The organism is Haemophilus sp. THUN1692, from assembly GCF_059704395.1.
Genome location: NZ_AP046579.1, coordinates 958,367 through 977,849, shown reverse-complemented (window position 1 = coordinate 977,849; position 19,483 = coordinate 958,367). Strand labels below are relative to the sequence as shown.

The following is a 19,483-nucleotide window of genomic DNA, read 5'->3' as shown; positions in this document are numbered from 1 at the left end:
TAATTGCTATTTTATGAACTAAATAGCTTATCCCAAAATGCTTGAATAAATGACCGCTCTTTGACAAATTCAGTTTCATCTACAACAGAGGATTTACCTATCAAATTTAAATGGTGAATAGCATTGCGTAAATCAACATAACATTGTTTTAATGTGTCGCAGTCTGTTTGGCTAATAATTTGAGCCTCTGCCATATCATCGAAAATACGTACGTTGTCTGACCATTTTGTTAGTTGTGGGTTTTGCGGAGCATTGGCAAGCATTAAATATTGAGCGATAAATTCAATATCAGTGATACCGCCGCGATCTGTTTTAAGATTAAATTCACCATTTTTTGAATGGGACAAATGCGTGAACATTTTTTCTCGCATTTCCACAACATCTCGTTTTAATTGTTCAATATCTCGTGATGCAGAAAGTACTTGTTGGCGGATATGCTCAAATTTAGCTTTAAGAGATGATTCACCAAATACAGGGCGAGCACGCACAAGAGCTTGTTTTTCCCATGTCCAAGCTTCATTCAATTGATAATGGGCAAATGCAGAAAGAGAGCAGCCAATTAAGCCAGTATCGCCAGACGGGCGTAGACGCATATCTGCCTCATAAAGTACGCCAGCGGAAGTATTTATGCTGAAAATACTCACAATCTTTTGTGCCAAACGCAGGTAAAATTGATTGCTATCAATCACTTTTTTGCCACCTGTTGTTTGACTTTCTACGGCATCGTACAAAAATACCAGGTCTAAATCGGATTTATAACCGAGTTCAATACCACCCAGTTTTCCATAACCAATAACTAAAAATCCTTTTTCATCATTTTGTAAATGTTCAGGTATGCCAAATCTAGAGGAAACTTGTTTCCAAGCTAGATTCACAACGACTTCAATAATCGCTTCAGCAAGATAGGTTAAATGACCGCTTACCTTCATTACTGGTAATGCCCCTAAAATATCTGCTGCGGCCACTTTTAATAGGGTTACTTGTTTAAATTGACGTAAAGCATCAATAAGCTGTTCTTCATCATCAGGTGGTAAACGAAGTAAATATTGGTGTAACTCTGCAGGATATTGGGTAAATGGCAATGGATAGCGTAGCGCTTCTGTATTAAGTAATTCATCTAATAAGATAGGGTGGCGAGCCAGTTGTTCTGAAATAAGTTGAGACTGTGCACAAAGTTCAATAACTTGCTGAAGGGCACGAGGATTTTCCAACAATAATTCTAAATAAGTCGTGCGACTCGAAATTTTTTCAATAATGTTCAGAATTCGGGGGAGTAAAGTGCGGTAATTTTCTTGTTCAAAAATGAGTGCAAGCACTATTGGCATTAAATGGCTCAAAACATCACGCCCACGCGAACCAATCACTCTGTGATTTAGGCTGTCCTTGAATTGACAAAGCTTTTCTAAAACTTCATCAATATTATTTTCTGATACACCACTCTCTAATAATATTTGTTCAATATCCTCAAAATCTGATTCTAAAAAATCTTGCCATTGGCTATCAGTTTGTGAAGGCTCATCTTGTTCATCACCGATTAATTGAGTAAATACTGCTCGCACTTTTTCTTGTTTTTGTTGCAAGGTGAGGTAAAAATCGTCCCAATTTTCTATTGGATAATGTTTTTCAATGGTTTGATTATTTTCATTTAAACAGGTGAATGTTTTACATGCCTCGACTAAACGAATTTGATCTATTTCATCGGTTGGTAGTGTTTGAGTTTGTTGATCATTAATTGCTTGTAGAATGTTTTCTACACGACGTAAAAAAATATAACTTTCACGTAAATCGTGGAATTGTTGTTCGGTAATTAATCCTAGTTTGGTAATTTCAGGCAAGATCTTTAAGAGTGAATGTTGTTGCAGATTGATTTCTCGCCCTCCTCGAATGAGTTGAAAAACTTGCACGATAAATTCGACTTCACGAATCCCCCCTGCACCCAATTTAATATTATCTTTCAAACCACGACGACGTACTTCTCGCTCAATTTTGCCTTTCATCTCTCGTAAAGATTGAATCACACTAAAGTCAATGTAACGGCGATAGACAAAAGGGCGTAACATTTTTTGTAATTTTGAAACGTTGGGATTCTTTGTTTGTGCACCCAATATTCGCCCTTTGATCATCGCATAGCGTTCCCAATCTCGACCTTGATCTTGATAATATTGTTCCATTGCCGCAAAGCTGAGAACAAGCGCACCGCTGTCACCAAATGGGCGCAAGCGCATATCGGTTCGATACACAAAACCATCAGATGTAAATTCATCTAAGGCAGAAATAAGGCGTTGTCCTAAACGCGTAAAAAATTTTCCATTATCCACAGAACGTCGAGCATTCGTATTCTCAATGGACGTTTCCCCTTGTGATGGATAAGTGAAAATTAAATCAATATCCGAGGAAAAATTTAGTTCAAAGCCACCTAGTTTCCCCATTCCTAGGATATAAAGCTGTTGCGGATTACCTTGTTCATCCATTGGTGTGCCCATCTCCGCACAGGCTTGATGATAAAGCCAATCGCGAGCAGCGATAATTAAACTTTCTGCAAGTTGTGAAAGATGAACAAAAATTTCTTCTACAGTGGCAAGATTCAAACTTTGACAAAAACTTAATTTTGCCATTTCAATGTTACGGAATTGGCGTAATGTTTGATAGAGTGCGGTTTCGTCATGTACATTGGTTAACTCTCTATTCAAACGTTCAATATAGGTAGAGCAATCTGCAAAACACGGCGATTTTTCCAACCATAGTTTCCCTAAGTGCGGGTATTTTTGCAAGACTTTTTCCACAAAGTCAGACATTGCCATAGCATAGCCTAATTGGTAAATAGGCAGTTCAGGATGGTTTAAATTTTTTTGAATGGCGTCGTGAATTTTTTCTGGGGATAGCTCTGGAAAAGATTGGCACAGAATTGTGCCAAGAGATTGTAATTTTTGTTCAATGAGGGCAGAAAGTGCGGTCATTTTTTCTAACCTTTTTGATAGGAATCTAAGTGACGTAATACGGTTTCTTTCGCTTGTTTAGGTTGTAAACTATCCAGCCATTGTATTGGCGTTTTCCAACCGCGTAGCCAAGTGAGTTGGCGTTTTGCAAGTTGTCGAGTTGCGCAAATACCACGGAAAATCATTTCCTCGTGATCGTAATCACCTTGCAAATATTCCCACATTTGACGATAGCCCACGCAGCGAATCGACGGTAGATTAATATTTAAATCACCACGCGCATAAAGTTTCTCCACTTCTGATTGAAAGTCCAGTTCAATCATTTTATGAAAGCGTTGTTCAATGCGGTTATGCAAAATATGACGATCTTGCGGCGCAATTGCAAATTGCACAAAATCATAAGGCAAGCCTTCGCCTTTTTCTTCCGTCAGCTCTGTGAGTGATTTTCCTGTGATGTAAAAAACCTCTAAAGCACGATTGATTCGTTGAGAATCACTCGGATTAATTCGGGCGGCAGAAATAGGATCGATTTTGGCGAGTTCTGTATGTAATGCTGTCCAACCTTGTTGAGCCGCTTTTTGTTCAAGCTCGGCGCGAATATTTTCATCAGCAGAAGGTAATGGCGAAAGTCCTTCAATTAAGGCTTTGTAATACAACATCGTGCCGCCCACTAGTAACGGAATTTTACCTTGTGCAGTAATATCAGCCATTTCTCGTAGTGCATCATCGCGAAAATTCATTGCGGAATAGCTTTCTGACGGATCTAAAATATCGATCAATCGATGAGGCGCAAGGTCAAGTTCTTCTTTTGATGGTTTCGCTGTGCCAATATCCATTCCCTTATAAATGAGTGCTGAATCCACACTAATCACTTCGACTGGAAGCGAGCTTCGTAGTTGAATGGCTAAATCTGTTTTACCGGAGGCTGTTGGGCCCATTAAAAAAATTGCGGTTGGTTTCATGAAGAATCTAAATTTCGTTTAATAAAGGCTGCCAGTTAACAGGTTTTAGCAACTGGGTAAATGCCGTGCGATTTGTTTGCGTCAGTAAACGTTCCGTCTCGCTCAATAAATTGAGTGCATCCGCTAAAGCGTCAAAGGTTTTACATTCTAATTGTGAGCAAAGTGCGGTTAAAAATGGTGATGAATTTTCCTCTCTAGTCAGCATTGCCATCACGCATTTTTGTAGATTTTGTGTGCGTAATACACTTGGCACTTTATTTAAGGTTAAGCGTAATTGTGCTTGATTTTCGATAAATTCAAAGCCAATTTTTTTGAAGTCATCTGAATATTGTTGCCATGCTTGAAATTGTGATTCAGTTAAGCGAAACACGATTGGAATCAATAAAGGCTGTTGTTCAATGTATGTTTGTTGTAAAGCCAATTGCCATTGCAAGCGTTGTAATTTTTCCAATGAAAGCAAAAAGAAATCTTGATTTTGTTGTAATAAGAGCGCGCGATTTTCAATAAGTGAAAGGGCGCGTAGATGTGATGAGCACTCAGTTATTTCAGTTGAGATGATTTTAACTGTATCTGAAATATTTTGTTGTGCTGTATTCGATATATCCTTTTGCTCTGTAGGCGGTAATGTGCGTAATAATTCACCATATAAACGTTGCTCAGTTTTACTCGGTGCATCAGAACGGTAATCTCGATAACCTGTACTTACATGATTTGGCAACACTGGTGTATTAGAAAAGTGCGGTTGATTTTGCTGTGATTTTTCGTGATGTTGTGGCGCAAAGATATTTTGCCCCGCAGCTGCACGATTAGGACGAATGCTGTAATTCGGTTGGGGTTCATGCACCGTATTTTCTTCGTGATTTCCTACTGCACTTTGGTCTGTGTGCCAATTAAGTTGTTCTTGATTGTTTAGCGCATGGCTGATGCCTTCGTAAATAAAATCATGAATGAGGCGTTGTTGGTGAAAGCGCACTTCATGTTTGGTTGGATGAACGTTGACATCCACATCGTGTGGGTTTAAGTCAATAAACAACACAAACGCAGGATAAGCATCGGTTGGTAAATATTGTGCATAGGCTTGTCGAATAGCATGGCTGATCACTTTATCTCGAACCATTCGACCATTAATATAGCAATAACTTAAATCATTTTGAGTTCGGCTAAAATTTGGTGTGGCTACCCAGCCCGATAAGTGTAAATCATCGTGTTTCCAATCAATTCGTAAGGCATTTTTGATAAAATCATCTCCACAAATAGCAGCAACACGTTTTAGTTGCTGATTGAGCGCTTCAGCAGGACGATATTGACGGATAATTTTCCCATTATGCGTTAATGTAAATGCCGTGTTGAATTTTGTTAAAGCAATGCGGCGAATGACTTCATCAATATGAGCAAATTCTGTTTTATCTGTGCGCAAAAATTTTCGGCGGGCTGGCGTGTTGAAAAAAAGATTGGCAACTTCAACTGTTGTGCCGACAGGATGTGATGCGGGTTTGATCGTTGTTTTCATATCACGACCTTGTGCATAAACTTGCCAAGCCTCAGTTTGTGCTTCGGTGCGAGAGGTGAGCGTTAAGCGTGATACCGAGCTGATACTTGCCAAAGCTTCACCACGAAAACCTAAACTTAAAATTGCCTCGAGATCGTCAAGATCGGCTATTTTACTCGTAGCATGTCGTGCCAAAGCAAGACTTAATTCTTCTTTTGGAATACCACAGCCGTTGTCACGAATTCGGATTAAATTTGCCCCACCATTTTCGATATCGATTTGGATTTTATTTGCACCTGCATCAAGGCTATTTTCCACTAATTCTTTCACTACAGACGCAGGGCGTTCTACCACTTCACCAGCAGCAATTTGGTTCGCAAGTTGTGGGGAAAGAATTTTAATTGGCATTTATTTTTCTCTTAATTTAATTTTTTGTCCGCTTAGGGCTTTACCATCTTTTAATTTTGGATTCAGCTTTAAAATTTGATTGACTGAAATATTGTATTCTCGCGATACCGCATAGATTGTCTGATCTTTTTGAATGACATGGTAAAGCGGAATCTCTTTTTTCTCATCCGATTTTTTAGTGGATGAGGTTTCCTCTTTTTTTGTTTTATTTGAGGATTTATTTTTATCCGTTTTATTTTCTGATTTTTCTACTTTTACAGTATTGGTTTTTTCAGTCGTTTTTTCACTCTTTTTCACCGCACTTTCTTTATTTTTTGATGAATTTATTTTTTCATCTTGTGCTTTTTGAGTTTTTCCATTATCTGGAATTTTGATGGTTTCACCAATCCAAAGCGTTTCGCGCTTTAATTTGTTTAACGACACAATGTCTGCCACTTTGACATCATATTTATTCGCAAGGTTGCCTAAACTTTCACCCTTTTTCACAATATGACGAATACCACTGTCTTTTATGTTATTTTCATTTGTATTTTGTTCGGAAATGCGGTTATTTTTTTCTGAATTTTTTGTGTCATTTTGTTTGCTATTCAGAACAATGTCATCTCTTATGAAAGATTTAGGTTTTCCGCCGCGGAATGCAACCAACCCCTCATAAATCATATAAGCAATGCGGCGACGATAGGCTTGAGAGTTAAGTTTTTTTTCTTCTTCTGAATTGGAAAGAAATCCCGTTTCTACCAACACAGAAGGAATATCTGGCGAACGTAGAACACCTAGACTTGCATGTTGTGGCGTACTGCGACTTAATGTTGTTACTTTAGCAAAATGGCGCAAAATATGTTCGCCTAGCGCATAGCCAGTACGTTGGCTATGTCCGAATTGCAGATCAAGTACAGTCTGGTCAAGATATTTGTCATTATTGTGTGAAAGTACTTTTCCTGCGCCACCGAGTAATTCGGAGCGTTTTTCATCGTCTTCTAACCATTGACCCATTTCATCATTGGCTCGACGGTTTGACAACACCCAGACTGATGCACCGCGACGTTCAGGTGATTCAGATGAGTCCGCATGAATGGAAATGAGATAATTCGCTTTAAATTTACGTGCGATTTCTGAACGCTCAGGCACGGAAATATAGTAATCGCCGCTGCGCGTTAATACGCCACGAAAATTTGGATCTTTATCAAGTAAGGCTTTTAACTCTTTTGCAATCGAAAGAGTGACATTTTTTTCATAAATTCCCAAGTTTCGGCTGATTGCACCAGGGTCTTTTCCTCCATGACCTGGGTCAATCGCAATCGTAATTGGGGCTGCAAAAAGAGAGATGCTAAACGTTGAGAAAAAAAGAAAAAATAAAATTTTAGTTTTCATAAATAAATTAATTAGAAAATTCGCTTATAATATTTTCACCTAAGTTTGTTTGTGCGATTAATTCAATATTTCGTGCATCATCATAATAATCAATATTCACTAAAATATCTGCTTCCGGCAATATGCCTTGTCCTTTTTCAGACCATTCAATTAAGCAGATGCTATCCGTATTAAAATAATCTCTAATGCCCATAAATTCGAGCTCTTCAGGATCTGCTAAACGATATAAATCAAAATGATAAATCATTTTGCCTGCAATATTGTATTCTTCAACTAGCGTATAAGTTGGGCTTTTTACATTACCCTGATGACCGATACCTTGCAGCATTCCGCGTGTCATCGTTGTTTTTCCTGCCCCAAGATCACCGTTAAGATAAACCATAATTGCTTTTCCAGTATGCAATTTTAAAAGAATTTCCGCGAGTTTTTTGCCGAAGCGAAGCATAGAAAATTCATCAGGGATATATTGAGTTAAGCTTTCCATAACGGGTCATTAATGAAGAAAAATGTGGGCAGATTCTACCGCACTTTTGAGGTTCATAAAAGTGCAGTGAAATTTCTAGGGATTTAATTTTACCATTTCATGGTCATCAAATTGCTTGACCAAATCTACTAGTGGTTGAGTGTTAGGTAAGACCAGATCCGATGAGATTTCAAATAACGGCACAATGACAAACTCACGGTTATGCATATCATAATGGGGAATCGTTAAGCGCTCGTTTTGAATGATTTCATTGCCGTAGAGTAAAATATCCAAATCTAATGTACGCTCACCCCAGCGACGTAAACGAACTCGACCTTGTTCATTTTCAATGCGTTGCAATTCATCTAATAGTGCTAGCGGGCTAAGCTCGGTTTCAATTTTTGCAACTGCATTCACATAATCGGGTTGATCTTGTGGGCCGAGCGGTTTGCTTTTATACAAAGAGCTCGTCGTTACCAAATGCGTGTTTGGTAACTGACTTATCGCTTTAAGCGCAGCATGTAATTGTTCTACTGGTGTATTCAAATTGCTACCAAGGGCAATATATGCAGTAATCATCTCTTCCCTTATTCTGCTGAACGCGTTGTTTTACGACGGCGTGGACGGTAGTATTTTTTCTTTGGTTTGGGATGTAAGCGTTGTTGCTCGTGTACTAACTGTTCGCGTTGTTCACCATTGCTCAATTGATATTCGTGCCACCATTTAGCTAATTCAATCGTTTCGCCACCTTCAATTTCTGCACGCATAGCCAGTAAATCAAAGCCTGCACGGAATTTTGGATGTTCCATGGTACGCATTGGTGCTGAGCCTGTACGTTTTAATAATTGCAGCTGTAAGAACCAAATATCACGAATAACTGCAGTGTGACGACGTGGTGCAGCCAAAGCGCGACAGAATAAATCTAAAACCTCATTACCCGCTAAAGCATAAGCATCATGATTATTTAAACCGCCTTCATTTTTCAAAATTTCCACTTTTTCGCGTAATGGATACCAGAAAAATGCTGCAAATAAAAATGCAGGATTAATACGAAGTTTATCCGCAACACGTTCATCCGTAGAAGTAAGCGAGGTGACGATCATGCGTTCTGCAAAGCTATCTTCTTTCTCTGTAAAATATGCGCTTAATGCAGGGAAAAGTTGTTCAAATAAACCATATTGGCGTAATAATCGATAGGTTTTTACCCCTTGTCCCGCCTGCAATAATTTTAAACTTTCGTCAAATAAGCGGGCTGGCGGAATATTTTTTAATAAAGGCGCAAGTTCACGAATTGGCTGTTCGCTCGGTTTTTCAAGGAACATATCAAGTTTTGCCATGAAACGAATTGAGCGTAGCATGCGCACAGGATCTTCTTGATAACGCGTAACTGGATCTCCAATTAAGCGTAGCTTTCCTGCTTTGAGATCATGAATACCATCAAAATAATCACGTAAGGTATTGTCTTGCGGATTGTAATATAGCGCATTGACCGTAAAGTCTCGGCGTTCTGCATCTTGTTCAATAGTACCGTAAACATTATCGCGCAGTAACATGCCTTCATTGCTCTGTTTCGCTTGATTTTCATTGCGAGCATCACTGTGATTGGCACGGAAAGTGGCGACTTCAATAATATCTCGACCAAACATAATATGTGCTAATCGGAAACGGCGACCCACTAAACGGCATTGGCGTTGAAAAATGTTTTGGATTTGCTCAGGACGGGCGTTTGTTGCCACATCAAAATCTTTTGGTTTTTTACCGAGCAATAAATCACGGATACATCCACCGACGATATAAGCCTCGAAACCTTGACGTTGTAGTTTTTCCACTACGGTGAGTGCATTACGGCTAAAATCACGCGGTGAAATATCAAATTGAGCCGCTTTAATCACATTTTTATCGTAGCGGTGTGTTTGTTCTGATTTTTTTGCTCGCGCTTTTGGCATTTGACTATTAGAACGCTCAACTCGTTTAGAATGAGCACTTGTTTTGGCAACCTCTTTTAATTTTTTTGTCTTCTTGCCAAACAAATTTTTAATATAAGTAAGAATAATTTACTCCGTTTTTTAGTTGGAAATAAATGACTTAGCTCTTTTCTTGTTGGAAAAGGTAAGGGAAAATTTTCCGCATTTTTAAATGCAAAAAAGTGCGGCTAATTTTAACCGCACTTTTGTATTTTTCAATAGAATGAATTAACCAGCGACTTGTTTTTCGCGGATTTCAGCTAACGTTTTGCAGTCAATGCAAAGATCTGCTGTTGGGCGTGCTTCTAAACGGCGAATGCCAATTTCTTCACCACAACAATCGCAGTAACCGAAATCATCGGTATCAAGTTTTTTCAAGGTTGCTTCAATTTTTTTCATTAGTTTACGTTCGCGATCGCGATTACGTAATTCTAGACTGAATTCCTCTTCCTGAGTCGCTCGGTCTGCGGGATCGGGGAAATTGGTCACTTCATCCTGCATATGTGCAACGGTGCGAGAAGCTTCTTCCACGATTTGCTCGTGCCAAGCACTAAGAATTTTTCTGAAATGAAGAATTTGATCTTCACTCATATATTCTTCATCTTTTTTCATTTGATAAGGCTTTACGCCTGCTAAATCTAGCAAGCTCAACGATGCTTTTGACATCTCTCACTCCTAATACATACAGAATTTAAGCGTGAACTTCACGACTTCCTGTCTTGTTATTTTAGTTTGTTCCTGATAGCACTTTTAGGAACCCAATTTTTGAGGGCGCTATAAATATCAGAAGTTGTTTGTTTTAGCAAGTAAATTTTCCTGAAACATTTATTTTTGCGATATAGATCGCAGAAACGTCAGTAACCTTTTGCACACAGAGATAAGTCTATTTTAGGCTTAGAACGATAAGCCTAAAATTGCGATAAAAATGAAATTAAACTTAATAACTTTAGTTATCTTGTTGATTGTTGCGGATTTAACGTTGTTATTTCTACCGCAGTCATTGCTATTGCCTTGGCAAGTTGCTCTCGTTATTGAGCTTGCTTTGATTTTTCTTTTTATTTTTTTGCGTAGAAATTTCTTAGTTTTTCTTGCTTTTTTTGTTGTATCTCTAGGTTATACACACCATTCGACGATTAGCTTGTTACAACAGGCTCAAAGCGTTACCGCTCAAAAACAAGTGGTGACTTTTGAGATCCAAGAAATTTTGCACCAGCAGGATTATCAAACGCTTATCGCTACAGCAACATTGGTGGATAACTTACGAGAGCAACGAATTTTTTTAAATTGGAAAGCAAAAGAGGTGCCTCAATTATCGGAAATTTGGCAAGCTGAAATTTCCTTACGCCCCCTTTCTGCGCGATTAAATTTTGGTGGATTTGATCGGCAACAATGGTATTTTTCAAAGGGGATTACGGCTGTCGGAACCGTAAAAAGTGCGGTGAAAATTGCTGATGTTTCATCATTGCGTGCAGCAAAATTGCAACAAGTAAAGAGGCAAACGGAAGGATTATCTCTACAAGGTTTATTGATCGCGTTAGCTTTTGGCGAGCGGGCTTGGTTAGATAAAACCACTTGGTCAATTTACCAACAAACCAATACCGCACATCTTATTGCCATTTCTGGCTTACATATTGGGTTGGCTATGGGAATTGGATTTTACTTGGCGCGTGTTGTGCAAGTATTTTTACCCACCCGTTTTATTCATCCTTATTTTCCTTTAGTTTTTGGTGTTTTATTTGCTTTAATTTATGCGTATTTGGCTGGTTTTAGCGTGCCAACTTTTCGTGCCATTTCAGCACTTGTTTTCGTTTTCTTCGTTCAAATAATGAGGCGATATTATTCACCCCTTCAGCTTTTTATGCTGGTTGTCGGATTCTTGCTTTTCTGCGATCCATTAATGCCGCTTTCGGTCAGTTTTTGGCTTTCTTGTGGAGCTGTTGGTTGTTTGATCGTCTGGTATCGTTATGTGCCTTTTTCTCTTTTTCAATGGAAAAATCGCCCCTTTTCACCAAAAGTGCGGTGGATTTTGAGTTTATTTTATTTGCAATTTGGGTTATTGCTCTTTTTTACGCCTTTGCAACTTTTTCTATTTAATGGCTTATCGCTGAGTGGATTTTTAGCCAATCTTATTGCCGTACCACTTTATAGCTTCTTCCTTGTTCCCTTGATTTTATTTGCTGTTTTTACCAACGGCGCAGTTTTTGCTTGGCAACTTGCAAATAAGCTAGCCGAAGGGATTACTTGGTTAATTTCTGTTTTTCAAGGAAATTGGTTTAATGTTTCATTTAATTTAGCGCTGATTTTAACCGCGCTTTGTGCGGGAATTTTTATGTTAATTATTTGGAGTATTTACCGAGAACCTGAAGTTTCATCATCAACCAGGCAAGTAAAACGAGCAAGATTTTTTACATTAAATCTCAGTAAACCTTTGCTAAAAAATGAACGAATCAACGTTTTGCGATGTTATTTCGGCATTATGTCGCTTTGTTTTATGATTTTGTTGTTTAAACAATTGAGCAAGCCGAATTGGCAATTAGATACGTTGGATGTTGGGCAGGGATTAGCAACGCTGATTGTTAAAAATGGTAAAGGGATTCTCTATGATACAGGACCTGCATGGCAAGGGGGGAATATGGCTGAATTAGAAATTTTGCCTTATTTGCAAAGAGAAGGAGTTACTTTGGAAAAATTGATTTTGAGCCACGATGATAACGATCATGCAGGTGGTGCTTCGACAATTTTAAAGGCGTATCCCAATGTAGAATTTATTACCCCTTCACGAAAAAACTATGGGGAAAATCACCGCACTTTTTGTACTGCTGGACTTCATTGGGATTGGCAAGGGCTACATTTTCAAATACTTTCACCATATTCTATTGTGGATCGAGCAGATAATCCCCATTCTTGTGTAATTTTAGTTGATGATGGAAAGCATAGCGTTTTGCTAACAGGCGATGCTGAAGTAAAAAATGAGCAAATTTTTGCCCGCACTTTAGGAAAAATTGATGTGTTACAAGTGGGGCATCATGGGAGTAAAACATCGACAAGTGAATACTTGCTTTCTCAGGTTAGACCAGATGTAGCGATTATTTCTAGTGGGCGTTGGAATCCGTGGAAATTCCCCCATTATTCGGTTATAGAAAGGCTTCAACGCTATAAAAGTGCGGTAGAAAATACCGCAATTTCAGGGCAAGTGCGGGTAAATTTTTTTAAAGACCGATTAGAAATCCAACAAGCACGCACAGAATTTTCCCCTTGGTATGCGCGTGTAATTGGATTATCGAGCGAATAAAAGGTACAATGCGCGCAATTTTTACCATTAGATAGCGATTATGCAAGAGCAAAAATTACAAGAAAATGATTTTTCAACCTTACAAACTTTTAAGCGTTTGTGGCCAACAATTAAACCTTTTAAAGCGGGGCTTGTTGTTTCGGGTATTGCATTAGTTTTGAATGCGTTGGCTGACTCTGGTTTGATTTACTTGTTAAAACCTTTGTTGGACGATGGTTTTGGCAAGGCAAACCATTCATTTTTGAAAATTATGGCTTTTGTTGTCGTTGGAATGATTATTTTACGCGGTGTGACCAACTTTATTTCTAATTATTGTTTGGCATGGGTATCAGGCAAAGTTGTCATGACAATGCGTCGCCGCTTGTTTAAACATTTAATGTTTATGCCAGTGAGTTTCTTTGACAGAAATTCAACAGGTAAATTACTTTCTCGTATCACTTATGATTCTGAGATGATTGCAAGTTCTTCTTCGGGATCCTTGATTACTATTGTGCGAGAAGGGGCATATATTATTTCGCTATTGGCCGTAATGTTTTACACAAGCTGGGAATTAACGCTTGTTTTATTTGTGATCGGGCCAATTATTGCGGTGTTGATCACTATCGTGTCAAAAATTTTCCGTAAATTGAGTAAGAATTTACAAGATTCAATGGGGGAATTAACCTCTGCAACGGAACAAATGCTAAAAGGGCATAAAGTGGTGCTTTCTTTTGGTGGGCAATTAGTGGAAGAGGAACGTTTCGATATCGTGAGTAACGATATGCGTCGTAAAGGCATGAAAATGGTCACCGCAGATTCCATTTCCGACCCTGTTGTGCAGATCATTGCTTCTCTTGCTTTGGCGGCAGTATTGTTTTTAGCGACGACTCCGTTGATTGCGGAAGATAACCTAAGTGCGGGTTCTTTTACGGTGGTTTTTTCATCTATGTTGGCGATGATGCGTCCATTAAAATCTTTAACGAACGTAAACTCTCAATTCCAACGCGGAATGGCAGCATGTCAAACTTTATTTGCCATTTTAGATTTAGAACCAGAAAAAGATAATGGCACTTATCAAGCAGAACCCGCGAAAGGCGAATTAGAATTTAAGAATGTGAGTTTTGCATATCCAGGAAAAGAGGAACTTGCATTAAATAATATTTCTTTTAGCGTGCCTGCAGGAAAAACCGTAGCTCTAGTGGGGCGTTCTGGATCGGGTAAATCAACCATTGCTAATTTAGTGACGCGTTTTTACGATATTGAGCAAGGTGAAATTTTACTGGATGGCGTAAATATCCAAGATTATCGTTTATCTAATTTACGTGAAAACTGCGCTGTGGTTTCTCAACAAGTACATTTATTTAGCGATACCATTGCGAATAATATTGCTTATGCAGCACAAGATAAATATTCTCGCGAAGAAATTATCGCTGCAGCAAAAGCGGCTTATGCTTTAGAGTTTATTGAAAAATTACCACAAGGTTTTGATACGGTAATTGGTGAAAACGGTGCGAGCCTATCCGGTGGCCAACGTCAACGTTTAGCGATTGCTCGAGCTTTATTGCGTAATTCTCCAGTATTAATTTTAGATGAAGCCACATCTGCACTAGATACAGAGTCAGAACGAGCAATTCAATCTGCATTAGATGAATTGAAGAAAGATCGTACTGTTATCGTAATTGCTCATCGTTTATCAACCATTGAAAATGCGGATGAAATTCTTGTGATTGATCATGGTGAAATTTGTGAGCGTGGCAGCCATAAAACATTGCTTGAACAAAATGGCGCCTATAAACAATTACACAGTATGCAGTTTAGTGGCTAATTTATTGATTATCGAAAACGCGAGTTGAAAAACTCGCGTTATTTTATCCGCACTTATTAGAAAGGATTTTCTATGCCCTTCTGGTATTCCAACTCCAAACTTATTTGGCTCTTATCGCCTTTTTCTTTATTGTTTTGGTTGATTAGCCAAATTCGTCGCGCCTTATTCTCTTTGGGGCTCAAGCCTTCTTATCGCGCACCGAAACCAGTGATAATTGTGGGAAATTTGTCTGTTGGTGGAAATGGCAAAACGCCCGTGGTTGTTTGGCTTGTGGAAGAATTAAAAAAACGAGGTTTACGCGTAGGTGTGATTTCTCGTGGTTATGGAAGCAAATCTAAAACTTATCCGTTATTCGTTACTGAAAATACAAGTCCGATTGAAGGTGGAGATGAGCCTGTATTGATCGCTAAACGCACCAATGCGCCAGTTGTGATTTCCCCGAATCGCCAGCAAGCGATTGAATTACTCTTAAGCCAAGCAGAGTGCGATATTATTATTTCTGACGATGGTTTACAGCATTATCAATTACAGCGTGATTTAGAAATTGTCGTAATGGATGCTGAGCGCGCGTTGGGAAATGGTTTTGTATTGCCTGCAGGTCCATTGCGTGAATTACCTAGCCGATTAAAATCCGTAGATTTTGTGATCACTAATGGTAGAAAAAATCAGTATTCAGATGCGGTTATGCGTCTCGTGCCTCATTTTGCGATTAATTTAACAACCAATGAAAAACGTCAATTAAATGAATTTCAATCAGGTGTTGCCATCGCAGGGATTGGCAATCCACAGCGTTTTTTCACTATGTTAGAAAGGTTAGGGATTCAGTTACAGCAAACTCAAGCATTTCAAGATCATCAACATTTTGAAGCATCTCAATTAGAAAAACTTGCTGAAAATCAACCGCTCTTTATGACGGAAAAAGATGCCGTAAAATGCCAATCTTTTGCCAAAGATAATTGGTGGTATGTCCCTGTCGATGCGGAGATTATTGAGGCTGAAAAACAAAGTGAAAATTTACCGCTCTTTTGGGCCAAAATAGACAAACTTGTGGAGCAATACAGAAATGTTTGAAAAGATTAATCCTCAGTTGCTTGAAGTGATCGCTTGCCCTCGTTGTTTAGCACGATTGCAATATGATCAGGAAAATCAACGATTAATTTGTTGTTATGAACAGATTGCTTATCCTATTAAAAATGGTGTGCCAGTGTTGCTTGCCGATAAAGCTGAAATATTAAAGAATAAGGAATAAATTATGTCATTTACCGTGATTATCCCCGCTCGTTTTGCATCAAGTCGTTTACCTGGAAAACCTCTTGCTGATATTGCAGGTAAGCCAATGATTCAACATGTATTTGAGAAAGCGTTGCAGTCTGGGGCGAGTCGAGTGATTATTGCCACTGATAATGAAAATGTTGCTGATGTTGCCAAAAGTTTTGGCGCAGAAGTGTGTATGACTTCGGTTAATCATAATTCTGGTACAGAACGTTTAGCGGAAGTTGTAGAAAAATTAGCGATTCCTGACAATGAAATCATTGTCAATATTCAAGGCGATGAGCCTTTGATTCCCCCCGTTATTGTGCGACAAGTGGCAGATAATTTAGCAAAATTTAACGTGAACATGGCAAGCCTTGCGGTAAAAATTCATGATGCTGAGGAATTATTCAATCCAAATGCAGTGAAAGTGTTAACAGATAAAGAGGGCTATGTACTGTATTTTTCCCGTTCGGTTATTCCTTACGATCGTGATCAGTTTATGAATTTACAGGATGTTCAGAAAGTACAGCTTGCGGACGCTTACTTACGTCATATTGGCATTTACGCATATCGTGCGGGGTTCATAAAGCAATACGTGCAATGGGCACCGACTCAACTTGAAAATCTAGAAAAACTTGAGCAGCTTCGTGTGTTATATAACGGTGAACGCATTCATGTGGAGCTTGCGAAAGAAGTGCCTGCTGTGGGAGTGGATACCGCTGAAGATTTGGAAAAAGTGCGGGCAATTTTAGCGGCGAATTAAAATGTTTGATGCTAAAAAATTCTTAGCGGATGTCTCTCACGAACCTGGTGTTTATCGTATGTATGACGATAAAGATCAGGTTATTTATGTTGGAAAAGCAAAGGATCTAAAAAAACGTCTTTCAAGCTACTTTCGTAAAAATCTGAGCAGTAAAAAAACAGAGGCGTTAGTGGCGTCAATTCATCATATTGACACCACGCTAACTTCATCTGAAACGGAAGCTTTACTGCTAGAGCATAATTTTATCAAGCTTTATCAGCCTCGCTATAACGTATTATTGCGTGATGATAAGTCCTATCCATTTATTTTATTAACCAAAGAACCTCATCCAAGAATCACTTCTTATCGAGGTTCTAAAAAATTTTCAGGTGAATATTTCGGGCCTTATCCTCACGCGGGAGCCGTGCGTGAAACCTTATCGCTTTTGCAAAAACTTTTCCCTGTTCGCCAATGTGAAAATTCCGTTTATTCCAACCGCTCTCGTCCTTGTTTGCAGTATCAAATTGGGCGTTGTTCCGCACCTTGTGTTCAGGGATATGTTTCTGATGAAGAATATAATCAGCAAGTTGAATTAGCGCGCTTATTTTTGCAAGGCAAAGATCAACAGGTGTTAGATTATTTAATCGGTAAAATGGAGCAGGCAAGCAGAAATTTAGATTTTGAACAGGCTGCGCGTTATCGCGATCAAATTCAGACGGTGCGTTCAGTTATAGAAAAACAATTTGTATCCAATGAGCGTTTAGATGACATGGATATTATGTCTATCGCATACCAGCACGGTTTGGCCTGTGTACAAGTGATGTTTATTCGTCAAGGAAAAGTACTAGGCAATCGCAGTTATTTCCCAAAAGTACCGGCCAATACGGATTTATCGGAACTTACCGAAACTTTTGTGGGGCAATTTTATTTACAAGGTCATCAAGGACGAAGCATCCCGAATAGCATTATTGTCGATCGTCAATTAGCTGAAAAATCAGAGCTTGAGCAACTTCTTACGGATCAAGCAGGCAGAAAAGTGACGATTCAAGAAAGTGTAAAAGGCGATAAGAGTAAATACTTACAGCTCGCACAAGTTAATGCTAAAGCGGCTTTAAATGTACAACTTAAACAATCTTCACGAATGTCGGAGCGTTATCAAGCGTTGTGTGAGCTGTTAAATCTTCCTGAAATTAAGCGTATGGAATGTTTCGATATAAGCCACACGATGGGAAATCAAACAGTAGCATCTTGTGTTGTCTTTAATCAAGAAGGCCCACTGAAATCTGATTATCGTCGTTTTAATATTGAAGGCATTACTGGCGGGGATGATTATGCTGCGATGGAACAAGCGCTGCAGAAACGTTATGAGCGTGATTTAGAAGAAGACAAAATTCCCGATATTATTTTTATTGATGGTGGAAAAGGGCAATTAAATCGTGCATTGAATGTGTTCCAACATTTTCAAGTAAAATGGGATAAAAATAGACCGCACTTAATTGGTGTAGCAAAAGGAGTGGATCGTCGAGCAGGGCAGGAAGTACTGATCATCAGCAAACAAGACCAAGAAATTCATTTGCCTGATGATAGTTTGGCATTGCATTTGATTCAGCATATTCGTGATGAAAGCCATAATCACGCAATAAGTGGACACCGTAAAAAACGTCAAAAAGCCTTTACACAAAGTGGTTTAGAAACCATTGAAGGTGTGGGCGCTAAACGTCGTCAGGCTTTACTGAAATATCTTGGTGGTTTACAAGGTGTGAAAAAAGCGACCTTAGATGAAATAGCCTCTGTACCTGGAATTTCCCTTAAACTTGCCGAAACGATTTTTGAAACACTCAAAAACGATTAATCAATTATCTCTTAAATGTAAATAACGATTGCTTTTCATCATAAAGCCATTATGATCCGCACTTTCGGAGTTATTTAACTCTATTATAGGAAAAATTATGTTTGAATGGATTACTGATCCTGAAGCGTGGATATCACTTGCGACACTTGCTGCTTTGGAGATCGTTTTAGGGGTCGATAATATTATTTTTATTAGTATCCTAGTTGGGCGTTTACCTGAAAGCCAACGCCAGTCTGGTCGTATTGTTGGACTTGGTTTAGCAATGCTGACAAGAATTTTACTTTTAATGTCACTTGCTTGGATGATGAAACTTACTGCACCGTTATTTACTGTGTTTAATCAAGAAATTTCTGGGCGTGATTTGATTTTATTAATCGGTGGTTTATTCCTGATTGTAAAAAGTTCAGGCGAAATTAAAGAGGCAATCAATCATCAAGACCATCATGAATCGGAAAGAAAAAATAAAGTGAGTTATCTTGGCGTATTAATTCAAATTGCAGTGCTAGATATTGTATTTTCTTTAGATTCCGTGATTACAGCGGTAGGTATGGCAAGCCACCTTCCTGTGATGATTTTGGCGATTATTATTGCCGTTGGCGTGATGATGTTTGCGGCAAAACCAATCGGCGATTTTGTGGATACACACCCAACGCTGAAAATTCTAGCTTTAGCCTTCTTGGTTTTAGTCGGAATTAGTTTAATTGCAGAAAGTTTAGATATTCACATCCCGAAAGGTTACATTTATTTTGCAATGGGATTCTCTGTTGTAGTCGAAATGATCAATATTCGAATGAGAAAACGGATGATATAGAAGATTAAAAATAATTTAAGGGCTGAGTTCTGTTATTTGAGGAACTTGGCCCTTTTAGTTTATTTAGTTAATCTTTATATAACTAAATCATCTATTCAGTTCCATTTCAACATAAAGCAGACTCTTTTAGTGTGG

General features: G+C 38.6%; 15 protein-coding genes. 7 read left to right on the top strand and 8 right to left on the bottom strand.

The features are described from left to right. Positions 1-11 precede the first annotated feature (11 nt). The 8 genes from glnE to dksA form a co-directional block, all read right to left on the bottom strand. A complete protein-coding gene (glnE, locus tag AC6H0A_RS04680) occupies positions 12-2,957 on the bottom strand; it encodes a bifunctional [glutamate--ammonia ligase]-adenylyl-L-tyrosine phosphorylase/[glutamate--ammonia-ligase] adenylyltransferase (protein WP_179230916.1) in 2,946 nt (981 codons plus the stop codon). Positions 2,958-2,962: 5 nt separating this feature from the next. Further along, a complete protein-coding gene (miaA, locus tag AC6H0A_RS04675; RefSeq protein WP_005643466.1) occupies positions 2,963-3,898 on the bottom strand; it encodes a tRNA (adenosine(37)-N6)-dimethylallyltransferase MiaA in 936 nt (311 codons plus the stop codon). A gap of 7 nt (positions 3,899-3,905) precedes the next feature. Beyond that, entirely contained in the window at positions 3,906-5,795 is a 1,890-nt protein-coding gene (gene mutL, locus AC6H0A_RS04670) for a DNA mismatch repair endonuclease MutL (protein WP_005643465.1), read from the bottom strand. Next, the gene (locus AC6H0A_RS04665; RefSeq protein WP_070047006.1) at positions 5,796-7,166 is read right to left on the bottom strand and encodes an N-acetylmuramoyl-L-alanine amidase; all 1,371 of its coding nucleotides are present in this window, start codon (positions 7,164-7,166) and stop codon (positions 5,796-5,798) included. It abuts the gene before it with no gap. Positions 7,167-7,173: 7 nt separating this feature from the next. Then, complete coding sequence (gene tsaE / locus AC6H0A_RS04660) at positions 7,174-7,650, bottom strand: tRNA (adenosine(37)-N6)-threonylcarbamoyltransferase complex ATPase subunit type 1 TsaE (RefSeq protein WP_005643462.1); 477 nt, start codon at positions 7,648-7,650, stop codon at positions 7,174-7,176. A gap of 75 nt (positions 7,651-7,725) precedes the next feature. Then, the gene (folK, locus tag AC6H0A_RS04655; protein WP_005643460.1) at positions 7,726-8,208 is read right to left on the bottom strand and encodes a 2-amino-4-hydroxy-6-hydroxymethyldihydropteridine diphosphokinase; all 483 of its coding nucleotides are present in this window, start codon (positions 8,206-8,208) and stop codon (positions 7,726-7,728) included. A gap of 8 nt (positions 8,209-8,216) precedes the next feature. Then, complete coding sequence (gene pcnB / locus AC6H0A_RS04650; RefSeq protein ID WP_005643458.1) at positions 8,217-9,659, bottom strand: polynucleotide adenylyltransferase PcnB; 1,443 nt, start codon at positions 9,657-9,659, stop codon at positions 8,217-8,219. Positions 9,660-9,821: 162 nt separating this feature from the next. Beyond that, entirely contained in the window at positions 9,822-10,259 is a 438-nt protein-coding gene (gene dksA, locus AC6H0A_RS04645; RefSeq protein ID WP_005643456.1) for an RNA polymerase-binding protein DksA, read from the bottom strand. Between the two features lie 259 nt (positions 10,260-10,518). Here dksA and AC6H0A_RS04640 point away from each other — a divergent pair, with 259 nt between their 5' ends. From AC6H0A_RS04640 to AC6H0A_RS04610, 7 genes are all read left to right on the top strand, one after another. Further along, positions 10,519-12,885, top strand: a complete 2,367-nt coding sequence (locus AC6H0A_RS04640; RefSeq protein WP_005643455.1) for a DNA internalization-related competence protein ComEC/Rec2 — start codon at positions 10,519-10,521, stop codon at positions 12,883-12,885. Between the two features lie 40 nt (positions 12,886-12,925). Beyond that, a complete protein-coding gene (gene msbA / locus AC6H0A_RS04635) occupies positions 12,926-14,689 on the top strand; it encodes a lipid A ABC transporter ATP-binding protein/permease MsbA (RefSeq protein WP_005643453.1) in 1,764 nt (587 codons plus the stop codon). 72 nt (positions 14,690-14,761) lie between these two features. Then, on the top strand, positions 14,762-15,760 hold the full coding sequence (lpxK, locus tag AC6H0A_RS04630) for a tetraacyldisaccharide 4'-kinase (protein ID WP_005643451.1): 999 nt from the start codon (positions 14,762-14,764) through the stop codon (positions 15,758-15,760). Positions 15,761-15,764: 4 nt separating this feature from the next. Beyond that, positions 15,765-15,938, top strand: a complete 174-nt coding sequence (locus AC6H0A_RS04625; protein WP_171898282.1) for a Trm112 family protein — start codon at positions 15,765-15,767, stop codon at positions 15,936-15,938. A 3-nt stretch (positions 15,939-15,941) separates the two neighbouring features. Beyond that, the gene (kdsB, locus tag AC6H0A_RS04620) at positions 15,942-16,706 is read left to right on the top strand and encodes a 3-deoxy-manno-octulosonate cytidylyltransferase (protein ID WP_005643449.1); all 765 of its coding nucleotides are present in this window, start codon (positions 15,942-15,944) and stop codon (positions 16,704-16,706) included. Between the two features lies 1 nt (position 16,707). Continuing rightward, positions 16,708-18,537: an excinuclease ABC subunit UvrC gene (uvrC, locus tag AC6H0A_RS04615; RefSeq protein WP_005643448.1), complete on the top strand. Its 1,830-nt coding sequence runs from the start codon at positions 16,708-16,710 to the stop codon at positions 18,535-18,537. A 97-nt stretch (positions 18,538-18,634) separates the two neighbouring features. Continuing rightward, complete coding sequence (locus tag AC6H0A_RS04610) at positions 18,635-19,348, top strand: TerC family protein (protein WP_005643446.1); 714 nt, start codon at positions 18,635-18,637, stop codon at positions 19,346-19,348. Positions 19,349-19,483 lie beyond the last annotated feature (135 nt).

What these genes read in the sequence shown, in the direction of transcription:
- kdsB (WP_005643449.1), top strand. Translation starts at nt 15,942, where the DNA reads ATGTCATTTACCGTGATTATCCCCGCTCGTTTTGCATCAAGTCGTTTA.
- dksA (WP_005643456.1), bottom strand. Translation starts at nt 10,259, where the DNA reads ATGTCAAAAGCATCGTTGAGCTTGCTAGATTTAGCAGGCGTAAAGCCT.
- msbA (WP_005643453.1), top strand. Translation starts at nt 12,926, where the DNA reads ATGCAAGAGCAAAAATTACAAGAAAATGATTTTTCAACCTTACAAACT.
- AC6H0A_RS04610 (WP_005643446.1), top strand. Translation starts at nt 18,635, where the DNA reads ATGTTTGAATGGATTACTGATCCTGAAGCGTGGATATCACTTGCGACA.
- uvrC (WP_005643448.1), top strand. Translation starts at nt 16,708, where the DNA reads ATGTTTGATGCTAAAAAATTCTTAGCGGATGTCTCTCACGAACCTGGT.
- glnE (WP_179230916.1), bottom strand. Translation starts at nt 2,957, where the DNA reads ATGACCGCACTTTCTGCCCTCATTGAACAAAAATTACAATCTCTTGGC.
- folK (WP_005643460.1), bottom strand. Translation starts at nt 8,208, where the DNA reads ATGATTACTGCATATATTGCCCTTGGTAGCAATTTGAATACACCAGTA.
- miaA (WP_005643466.1), bottom strand. Translation starts at nt 3,898, where the DNA reads ATGAAACCAACCGCAATTTTTTTAATGGGCCCAACAGCCTCCGGTAAA.
- mutL (WP_005643465.1), bottom strand. Translation starts at nt 5,795, where the DNA reads ATGCCAATTAAAATTCTTTCCCCACAACTTGCGAACCAAATTGCTGCT.
- tsaE (WP_005643462.1), bottom strand. Translation starts at nt 7,650, where the DNA reads ATGGAAAGCTTAACTCAATATATCCCTGATGAATTTTCTATGCTTCGC.
- AC6H0A_RS04640 (WP_005643455.1), top strand. Translation starts at nt 10,519, where the DNA reads ATGAAATTAAACTTAATAACTTTAGTTATCTTGTTGATTGTTGCGGAT.
- lpxK (WP_005643451.1), top strand. Translation starts at nt 14,762, where the DNA reads ATGCCCTTCTGGTATTCCAACTCCAAACTTATTTGGCTCTTATCGCCT.
- AC6H0A_RS04665 (WP_070047006.1), bottom strand. Translation starts at nt 7,166, where the DNA reads ATGAAAACTAAAATTTTATTTTTTCTTTTTTTCTCAACGTTTAGCATC.